Annotated in this window: 6 protein-coding genes and 1 pseudogene; 1 reads left to right on the plus strand and 6 read right to left on the minus strand. The window is 29.5% G+C overall.

From position 1 onward, the window contains the following. Window positions 1-645 precede the first annotated feature (645 nt). From CBG25_RS11430 to cpxR, 5 genes are all read right to left on the minus strand, one after another. Window positions 646-2,052 (minus strand): hypothetical protein, encoded by a 1,407-nt coding sequence (locus tag CBG25_RS11430; protein ID WP_290606734.1) that lies wholly within the window; start codon window positions 2,050-2,052, stop codon window positions 646-648. Window positions 2,053-2,342: 290 nt separating this feature from the next. Next, on the minus strand, window positions 2,343-2,675 hold the full coding sequence (locus tag CBG25_RS11435; RefSeq protein WP_290606735.1) for a hypothetical protein: 333 nt from the start codon (window positions 2,673-2,675) through the stop codon (window positions 2,343-2,345). Between the two features lie 70 nt (window positions 2,676-2,745). After that, window positions 2,746-3,639 carry an alpha-1,2-fucosyltransferase gene (locus CBG25_RS11440; protein ID WP_290606736.1) on the minus strand — a complete coding sequence of 298 codons (894 nt, stop codon included), beginning with the start codon at window positions 3,637-3,639 and terminating at the stop codon, window positions 2,746-2,748. Between the two features lie 1,330 nt (window positions 3,640-4,969). Beyond that, complete coding sequence (cpxA, locus tag CBG25_RS11445) at window positions 4,970-6,340, minus strand: envelope stress sensor histidine kinase CpxA (protein WP_290606737.1); 1,371 nt, start codon at window positions 6,338-6,340, stop codon at window positions 4,970-4,972. Next, window positions 6,337-7,032 (minus strand): envelope stress response regulator transcription factor CpxR, encoded by a 696-nt coding sequence (cpxR, locus tag CBG25_RS11450; RefSeq protein WP_032115780.1) that lies wholly within the window; start codon window positions 7,030-7,032, stop codon window positions 6,337-6,339. The genes cpxA and cpxR overlap by 4 nt, the downstream gene beginning before the upstream one ends. A gap of 169 nt (window positions 7,033-7,201) precedes the next feature. On the opposite strand from cpxR, the gene CBG25_RS11455 reads away from it, so the two are divergent. After that, complete coding sequence (locus CBG25_RS11455) at window positions 7,202-7,699, plus strand: Spy/CpxP family protein refolding chaperone (RefSeq protein ID WP_290606738.1); 498 nt, start codon at window positions 7,202-7,204, stop codon at window positions 7,697-7,699. Window positions 7,700-7,928: 229 nt separating this feature from the next. Here the strand turns inward: CBG25_RS11455 and CBG25_RS11460 are convergent. Beyond that, window positions 7,929-8,117 (minus strand): annotated as a pseudogene (locus tag CBG25_RS11460) (tyrosine-type recombinase/integrase); the annotation flags it as partial. Window positions 8,118-8,353 lie beyond the last annotated feature (236 nt).

Here is an 8,353-nt window from a genome sequence, read left to right on the forward strand (position 1 = left end):
ACTTGTCGATCGTCTGTTGGTGATACTGGTTTGCAAAGAGGTCATTCTTAATGGCGCTGCGTTTCTTCATGGTGGTTAGCTCAGTAGACCAGCTTCCGATAACTTTATCAGCAAAATCAAACTCGGCTTAGGTTTTTCGAGGTGCCCTAATAATCACCATGAATTAGAAAATCTCCATTTTCCACTAGTATATAATATAGAAGGATAAACCAAACAATATCAAAAAGGTAAGATATTTTTATATATTAGACAACCAGATTCATCTATTTTCTATGATAAATTATAAAAATATCTACATTAGTATTAATTAATAAGTTTTTTAGAAGAAAATTTAATTTTTTCAAGCTTAAAATATGCTGCGTATTCATTATTATAAATAATTACTTTATTAAAAGAACAAACTAGTCATAAATTTTTATTAATTTTCTTTACTATAATCACTAAAAAAAAGAAATCTATTATTTTAAATGGCTTACTTAGTTACTACCATTATTTTTATATTTTGACCTTATTATAAATTATAAATTCAAAACAAAAAATTTCAGCATTGTAATAAATATATTTATCTATATATTAACACTATTACATCCATAATTATAAAAATTAATTTCACAAAAGAATAAGAAGGAAACCTTTGAATATAGATTAATCTTCAATATTAAAATAACAATAAACACATAAAAAGAAAGCAAATATAATACAACCAATAGATGATAAAATAAAATTTTCTAGATTTAATCCAAAAACTGAACTGACATAATAAAAAAATAATGATGATGGAATAGAATAAAGTATAATCTTAAAAATTCTTGACCAAGAAAGAGTAAAATTAATTACTTTTTTCATCATGATTCCCATAAAAATAAGAACTACTATATTAGCAAATAACAAATAAAAACAAATCAGAGATTTTTGTTTTAAAAAAACATTAAATAAAATTATTAAAAATAAACTACCTAAAAAATATGCTGGAATAAAATAATTAGTTTTACGTTCAATCTGAGAAGCTAAAGCTAATGCATTAGTAACAACTCTTGTGAATTCAATCCACGCACCAAAAATTATAATAACATATCCATCAGCAAAACTTTCACTAACTATAAATGGCAATAAATTCTTTATTGAAAATGTTAAAAATATTGCTATTGATAAATATATAGGAATTATTACATTCAAATAGTTATTGAATAAAACTTCAATTTTATTTTTATTTTTATTTTTATTTTCAATACGATGATATAAGTCTGGAATTAAATATTGAGTTAAAATTGACTCTATAATATTAAATACTTGATTAGAAATAGACAACCCTACACCAATTAAAGCTAGATAAGCCAATCCAAAATGGTCTTCTACCTGGATTCTATAACCTGAACTCAAATACCACATAAATAAGGTTGCAATACTTATAGGAAGTGAAAATTTAATTATTTTAAATATATCAGCATTATTATGTAATATTATTGCACATAAATTTAATTCTTTGATTTTTCCTTTTAAAACAAAACATAAGTAGTTAAATGCAAAAAAAAATAAAAATAAATTAGCAAAAACTATTCCATATAACCAATATTCAGATTTTTTATCAAAAAAACAAATTAAGAAAAAAAATAACAATAATGATATTATTGATGTTAAAATATTTAAATTAACATATGCCCATTTTTTCCCTATCATATTAAGTAATGAAAGGATTGTTTGATTAAAACTTTGTGAAAAAGTTAATGCTACTATCAACCAAAATTGTTCAAAAGATAATTTCACTAAATTAAAATATCTTAAAAAACCCAAAGAAATAATTACAAAAAAAGTAATAGAACTAATATATAATAGTTGTTTTTTCAGAAAAAACATTGTCATACCACTATTATACCAACTAATTATATTTCTATAAAAAAATTGACCAACAGGATTAATAAGAAATAAAGTATAAAAGCTTTGTAATGCTATTAAATAATATATAATTCCTAATTCTGATTTAGTAAATATAGTCGTTAATACTCTGAAAATAATAAATGTAAGCAATACCTGAAATAATCGTCCAAATAACAAAATTACAAAATCGTGATTATACTTTTTGAAGATCATTCAAAATATACCTTATAATTAAATCGGTCAAAATTTTTCTCTAAATTAATTTTTATCATTATTTAATAAATATTTTTATATTTTTCAAACATTCATTATATTTTATTCTTCCACTTCATTTATATATTTTCAATAATTTCCTATAACTAATAAATTATCTATAATAAATGAGATATTTTTTAGAGATATAAATAATTGTATTTTCATTTCCATAACATAGTAAGTATAATTTTAAAAAATTAAAATTTTTTCAATTATATATCTAGTTTTTTGCATTTTACATAACAAATAGAAAATTTTTGTATTTCTAAATGCCAACCAAGAGGTTTTATGATATTACTTTCAAATAAAAATAAATAATTGTTTTTAGAAAAACCATATTTATCAGAACTATAATCAAAGTAAAAAGTAAGATCTGCATTCTTAGGTGATAAAATGTCACATGTTGATATTTCTATTCCATGTAAAGAAAGCCTTTTCTTTAACATATAATAAGGAAACTGACAATTGTCTCTATTTACCTCAACATCACTTAAATCAAATATTTTATTATTTAAATGATAATTAACACACAATGAAATTTTCATAAATAATTCTTTAAAAACTAACAATTATTGCAATTAATTACTATTTAAATGTCAAATTAATTTAATATAACTATTTATCAAACTTCGTCCATGACATTAATGATGGAGATTTAATACCTATATCGATATCAAACCATGGTTCTGGAGCAACAACGATCTGATCAGAAGATTGTGCTAACCAAGCTCCCCACCAACTAAAGGTACTATTAGCAATAATATGATGCTTACACTTACTCATTAACCATAGGTCTGTTTCTTGATCATTTTTATTTACAAGATTATATTTAATTTTATCACTAAAAATAAAAGGAATATTTATATCACACCATTCTCTATCATCACTAAAGACAAAAAAAACCGGGTCTTTTATTTTTTTATTAATATAATTAACTGCTTTTTTATAATAATCCAACGAACAAACTCCATGAAATTTTAACGCGCTAGGATTACTAATATAATCTCCTCGCCTGATATGTATACACACTGAATTTACAGACTTTATTTTGTTATATTGTTTGATTCCGTCTTCCGGTAAACATGTAGGGGTAAAAATATCCACCAAATCTTTGTAAAAATCTTTAAAATATTCAGCATGTTGCCAATAACCAATCAAAACAACAGAACTTTCTATTTTTTTCGGTAATCCAAATTTTTCAATACAATATCTTCTAAAACTTCTGACAAAAAAATTATATCTTCGTGCTAAAAAATTATATTTCCACGCTAGCGTAGATAAAAAGAAGGGTAATAATAATTTATCTTTTATAGATATTTCTCTACCTTTAATGCAGAAATTATTTAATCTATATCCGCCATGTAATTTATATTTTTTATATTCTCGATTATCTATTATTAACTCAGCATCGTTATTTTTGGCCAATGCATAAGCAGTTGCATACTGAAATAATTGATTTCCAAGCCCACCTCTAAGATGGACAAGAATTCTTCTTTCATTATTTTTCATCTTAATTTAAACTCATACAGGATTTTTATCCTAATTAGTTGATGATATATGTTATAAAAATAGTTAATTATGATTATTATAAAATTCTATCAAAACTCGTTTAAAGTTTAAAACATGAATTACAAGATAGAATAATCAAAACATTAGTATAATCCACTACCATATAATAATACTCACAATTATTTAATTCATACCAAGCAATCTTACACAGCTACCGCACTGGGTTGTTGGGCCCCAGAGCACCATATTTTATCCTATCAATCATGTATCTTTTTGAACATTATAACCTTTCTTTCATCAAAAAGTTAAATGATTTTGCTATTTTCTAAACCTTATAGAGTATGCATTAAGTAGTCTTAGGTCAATGTGCATTTCTACCAGCAATTTTATCAGTTACCGAAAAGAAAACATTGATTTAGCAATCATTAATTAAAAAATAATTTTTATTATTATCTGGGCTAAAAGAGATCATTTTAGTAAAGTAGCTTCTACCAACATGTTAAATTTATTAATGTATCTATATCTCTAATATCAAAATTTTAGTACGGCATACAACGATACATACAGCTCTAACATTTGATTACAAAAATCTCACGCTCATCAAGTCAAAATCAAAAACTATCTCAATTTTTAAGATAATTTAATTATCATTCAATGATTCTTGCTGCCATTAAAAACAATAAGTTATTTTTATCATCCTAATTTATAAGCTAAAGACATAACTGTAAATAATTAAATTACTTAATATAATCAATAAGCTATAAATATAAGTTATAGGATATGGTACACGATATACTCTCATCCTAGCTAAATGAAGGGTGAATTTTAATCCATAACAACAACAAATACCATTAGCTTTAGTATGTAAAATAGTTTATATTATGAAATATTTTGAAACAAATGACACAAAAGATAAAAAAAGCCACTAAAACAGAATAATATTATTAATAATATGCATATTAAAAATATATTATCACTTTTTTTGTTAATAATGATTTAGCGCAAAATAAATAATAAATTTACAATAAAATCAATTAATTATAATAAATTAACAAATATGAAAAATGAGATAGTTATTTGTGGTCTATCCAACAATAAAAATGAAACAGTTATTATCTTTCAAGCCATCTTCTAACTTTTTTTTCCATAAAGCAATTTAACCTACTCTTTTAAAGCAAATATATGTTCAAAATCAATCATAAGGAACTTGCTTTTCATAAAAAATATAACTTTTAGTTGTTAAGCATATCAATTAATTCTAAGTAGTTATAAAGCCAATATCGTTGAAAACATCAATTAATGTAATGACAAAACTTTTTACTTAAAGCAATTAACGTCCATGAAGCGGTAACCATAATTGCAATCTTAGTCCGCCTAATCGGCTATCAGAAGCTTTTACCCACCCTTTATGGTGAAAAACCGCTGTTTCGACAATAGCTAGCCCTAAACCTGTGCCGCCTGATTGCCTATCTCGCGCTTCATCAGTTCGATAGAAGGGACGAAAGATTTTTTCCCGATCTTCCTTTGATACGCCTGGGCCATCATCATCTACTGTGATCAAAATACCTTGATTTTCTTCTTTAAATGCAACTTCAATACGATTATGGGAATAACGTAAGGCATTGCGAACAATATTTTCTAGCGCGCTACCCAATGCAGGAGGGTTACAATAAATTGTCCAAGCACCAGGAGAAGCCGTAACATTAAGTGTTTTATTCATCTGTTCGGCTTCAAACGTGGCATTATCCAAAATATCATTCCAAAGATCGGTAACTTTAATATTTTGTCTCAATATTTCATTCTTATGTTGGCTATGAGACAGTACCAACAAATCATTAATCATACCATCAAGGCGCAATGTTTCAGTTTCAATCCGTTCTAATTCTTTGCTCTCCCCATGTCGGCGGCGTAATAATGCTGTCGCTAATTGAAGACGTGTTAACGGAGTGCGTAACTCATGGGAAATATCAGAAATCATCCGTTGTTGCGCACTAACCATTCCTTCTAGCGCACTAATCATCTGATTAAAGCTGTTTCCTACCGCCAAAAACTCCTGCGGACCAGATTCCAATTCAGGGTGTTGACGTAAATTACCATTAGCAACATCATCTGCTGCCATTTTCAATTTTCTGGCAGGTTTTGCTAAACTCCATGCTAACCATAATAACAAGGGAGCACTAATTAGCATTGTTGCAACTAACAACAAAAAAGGCCTATCAAAAAGCAAGCTAATAAAATCAGATTGTGGACTACTGGCTGGACGAACCAAATAAAGTTGGTAATGATCTTGCCCATCACGAATAGAAAATGGCCCTAACATTTCGACTCGACCATATTTTTTCTTTTTCGGTTGATCTGCATTATCTGATTGCCCAATAAAATTACGAATTACCTGCATTTCATTGGGCATAGCGCCAATAACCCGTCCTTCACTGGTTACCATGATAAGATGCTGATCTGGCGGAGCCCACTTTTGAATGGCGTTAGAAAGCCGGCGCCACCACATAAGATCATTAATTGGGTCGCCAGCTAATTCAGCTTCTATATGCTGTTCTAACATAAGACCTTGACGGTACTCGCTTTCCAACAGCGGTGTAATTTGCCTTGAATCAAGCTTTGGTACCATCAATACCAACATCAATACTAAAGCCAGCGTAAACCAAAAAATGGCAAATATCCTGGCTGTCAAACTATTTATCATGTCGCTGAAACCATCAAATACCCTCGTCCACGTAAGGTTTTAAACCAAGGCAATCCATCTGTCCGCTCAGGTAATTTACGCCGCAAATTTGAGATATGCATGTCAATAGCACGATCGAACGGGGTTAAACGTTTCCCTAATACCTCTTGGCTAAGATGTTCACGAGAAACAACCTGACCAAGATGTTGTGCTAATAAATAAAGTAAAGTGAATTCTGTTCCAGTAAGATCGAGCACCTTGCCATTAAAACTCGCTTCTTGTCGTCCTGGGTTTAACTGTAAACCATCTACCTGACAAATTGACGAATTAAGATTATCCTGACTTTGCTCACTCCAATTTGAACGTCTCAGTAAGGCTCGTATACGTGCAACTAATTCACGATCATTAAATGGTTTAGGTAAATAATCATCTGCACCTAATTCCAAACCAAGAACACGATCCAAATCACTGCCACGAGCGGTTAACATAATCACCGGAATTTGATATTGTCTACGTATCTCTTTTAATGTATCAATGCCATTTTTCTTGGGCATCATGATATCAAGTAACAATAGATCAATTGTTGAATCGAGAAGCGTTAATGCTTGCTCACCATCATAGGCGATGATCACACTAAAGCCTTCCATTTCAAGTAATTCTTTTAACAGCGAAGTCAGTTCGCGGTCATCATCAACAAGTAAGATTTTATGCATTAGTCATATCCTCCAAGAGCAAAATACGACAAGAATCGCCGCGATGCCATGACTTTACGTTCTTTTACACTCTCTGACGCTAGTTTTCAACCACACGGATATAGTTAGTATAATATTAACATTTTTATTCAAAGAGGGCGGGAGTAAATTATTAATGCGTCACTGGGCAATGATAACTTTTACATCATCGCTATTTATTGTTGGCTCAACAGCGGCTTTAGCCGAAGCAGCAGATGTTAGTATAGCAACATCACAATCTGCCGAAAAAATACAGGCTGTAAAATATGATAGCCATATTTCTAAGCGTAACATAACAAGAGATAGACTATGCAATCCCTATGATATATTTATCCCCTTAATGAAAGGTATTACATTAAGCGAAAGACAACGCCAGCAAATGCGTGACTTGATGGCTTCACAACGACAACAAAGCTTTAAAAATAGAGTTTCGCGACAAGAACGTGAAATTTTACATAATTTGATGACAGCAGATATTTTTGATGATGTTGCTTTTCGCGTAACAGCAGAAAAACTGGCACAAGACATTGTTGAACAACAAGTTGAAATAGCTCGCATATATAACCAATTTTACAAATTATTAACGCACGAGCAAAAAATGATACTGGAGAAACAACATCAAAAACAGCTATCGCGAGCAAGATATTAAATATTTCGTAACAAGCCTAGTAATAAGTAGCAAGTAATCATTGAAGTTTTTCCTTGCCATAGACACCATCGCTGTCTTTGCTGCCCTCTTTTATAGAGCGATTTTTATTTGGCTTTAATAAAAAATTATTATAAATCATACATATAATACATAGAGTTAAGCGACTATAAGCACCATGAAATTTCTCAAGTGAGGACATTCTGTGGACATTTCTAGTCGCTTATAAATGCTAAACGTCTATTCCTCCTCTAAGTGGATTGAAAGAAATGGCAAACTCCAAATAATTTGGTGCTAAATGAGCATATGCCATAGTTTGCTGTATATTCGCATGTCCAAGTATTTGTTGCAGTGCAATTATGTTACCACCATTCATTATAAAATGGCTGGCAAACGTATGTCTTAAAACATGCGTTGCTTGCCCGTTGCATATTACCATGCATGCAGATCACCCAATAACATTGATGGAGATCAGCTAATAACATTTAACCAGATCGCTTAATAACATCGATGGAGATCACTTTTGGCCCATTTTGTTATTCGGTGATCTCCATCAATGTTATTCTAATTATCACAGGTGTGTTGAACTGTATTCTTTGCCATATGAGGGTAGAGAATACCTATGCCAACAGTACCTATTTCAATGAGAAAACTAAA

The organism is Arsenophonus sp. ENCA (assembly GCF_002287155.1).
Taxonomy (GTDB): Bacteria; Pseudomonadota; Gammaproteobacteria; order Enterobacterales; family Enterobacteriaceae; genus Arsenophonus; species Arsenophonus nilaparvatae.

What these genes read in the sequence shown, in the direction of transcription:
- CBG25_RS11435 (WP_290606735.1), bottom strand. Translation starts at nt 2,675, where the DNA reads ATGAAAATTTCATTGTGTGTTAATTATCATTTAAATAATAAAATATTT.
- CBG25_RS11440 (WP_290606736.1), bottom strand. Translation starts at nt 3,639, where the DNA reads ATGAAAAATAATGAAAGAAGAATTCTTGTCCATCTTAGAGGTGGGCTT.
- cpxA (WP_290606737.1), bottom strand. Translation starts at nt 6,340, where the DNA reads ATGATAAATAGTTTGACAGCCAGGATATTTGCCATTTTTTGGTTTACG.
- cpxR (WP_032115780.1), bottom strand. Translation starts at nt 7,032, where the DNA reads ATGCATAAAATCTTACTTGTTGATGATGACCGCGAACTGACTTCGCTG.
- CBG25_RS11455 (WP_290606738.1), top strand. Translation starts at nt 7,202, where the DNA reads ATGATAACTTTTACATCATCGCTATTTATTGTTGGCTCAACAGCGGCT.